The 1,535-nt window shown below is 72.2% G+C and carries 2 protein-coding genes; both read left to right on the forward strand.

Translation table 11 applies throughout. The annotated features are described in order from the left end of the window. The coding region (locus tag A5702_RS11080) for a phosphopantetheine-binding protein (RefSeq protein WP_231965040.1) at nt 1-678 on the forward strand (678 nt) is incomplete at its 5' end. Nucleotide 679: 1 nt separating this feature from the next. Further along, nucleotides 680-1,535: polyketide synthase (locus A5702_RS11085; protein WP_197506543.1), on the forward strand; the 856-nt coding region annotated here is incomplete at its 3' end.

Raw genomic sequence — 1,535 nt, forward strand, 5'->3', positions numbered from 1 at the left:
GACGTCCGCGGTGCTGTGGCCCAACACCGTGGCGGCGTTGGTGCACACCAGCTCCACCAGCTCGCGCCGCCGCTGTTGAGCCAGTTGGCCGCCCGGCCCGCGCGGCGGGTCCTCGACCCCACCGACATGGTCTCGCTGACGGGCCTGCGAGCGCGCCTGGAGGGCGTGGCCCCCGAACAGCGGCGGCGCGAGCTGGTGGAGCTGGTGTGCACCAACGCCGCCACGGTGTTGGGCCACAGCACCGCGGACGTCGACGCCGACCAGGCCTTTGGAGATCTCGGTTTCGACTCGCTGACCGCCGTGGAGTTGCGCAACAGGCTCAAAATCGCGACGGGCCTTACCCTTTCGCCGACGCTGATCTTCGATCACCCGACGCCCGCGGCGCTGGCCGAGCAGCTCGACGCCCAGCTGGCCGCCGGGACGAGCGCCGAGCCCCCCGACCGGATGGCCCGCTTCAACGACGTCGCCCGCGAAATGCAGGCGCTCGTGGGCCAATCCGACTGGAGCCCCGGCGACCGGGCGCAGCTGGTCACCCGGCTGCAGGGCATGCTGGACGGCCTGACCGGGCCGGCGGACGGCCCCTACCCGGAACACCCCGGCGACCCGTTCGACGACGACATCGCCACCGCCACCGAGAGCCAACTCTTCGCCATCCTCGACGAAGAGATCGGCCCCTAGCATGCCCGACGTCGCGGTCATCGGCCTCGCCTGCCGATTCCCGGGCGCGGCCAGCCCGCGCGAATTCTGGGAGCTGATCCGCGACGGCCGCGAAGCCACGCAATTGCCCTGGGACGTCGCGGAGTTCGACGCCGACTTCTTCAACCTCTCGCCGCGCGAGGCGGCCGCGATGGACCCCCGCCAGCGGCTGGCGCTCGAACTGGCATGGGAGGCTTTCGAAGACGCGTTCGTGGTGCCGGAAACGGTGCGCGGCGCCGCGGTTTCGGTGTACGTCGGGGCGATGGCCGACGATTACGCCGCCCTCACGCTGCGCGACATCGCCGACAACCTCGACCACCACTCCTTCGCCGGCATCAGCCGCGGGATGATCGCCAACAGGATCTCCTACGCGTTGGGGTTGCGGGGTCCCAGCCTGACCGTCGACTCCGGCCAGTCGTCGTCGCTGCTGGCCGTGCACCTCGCCTGCGAGAGCCTGCGCGCCGGCGAGTCGGCGCTCGCGCTCGCCGGCGGCGTCCACCTCAACTTGGCCGACGAAACGGCAATGCTGGAGCGCGAATTCGGCGCGCTGTCGACGTCGGGCCACACCTACGCGTTCGATCGGCGCGCCGACGGCTACGTGCGCGGCGAGGGCGGGGGCTTGGTGCTGCTGAAACCGCTGCCGGCCGCCCTGCGCGACGGTGACCGCATCCACGCCGTCATCCGCGCGACCGCAGCCGGCAACGCCGGGCACAGCGCCGCGGGCCAGACGGTGCCGTCGGCTTCCGGCGAGGCGGACGTGATCCGGCGGGCGCTCGACGCCGCCGGCCTGGGCGCCGGCGACGTGGACTACATCGAGGCGCACGGCACCGGCACGAGAA

It is taken from the genome of Mycobacterium sp. E3339 (genome assembly GCF_001666915.1).
Lineage (GTDB): Bacteria > Actinomycetota > Actinomycetes > Mycobacteriales > Mycobacteriaceae > Mycobacterium.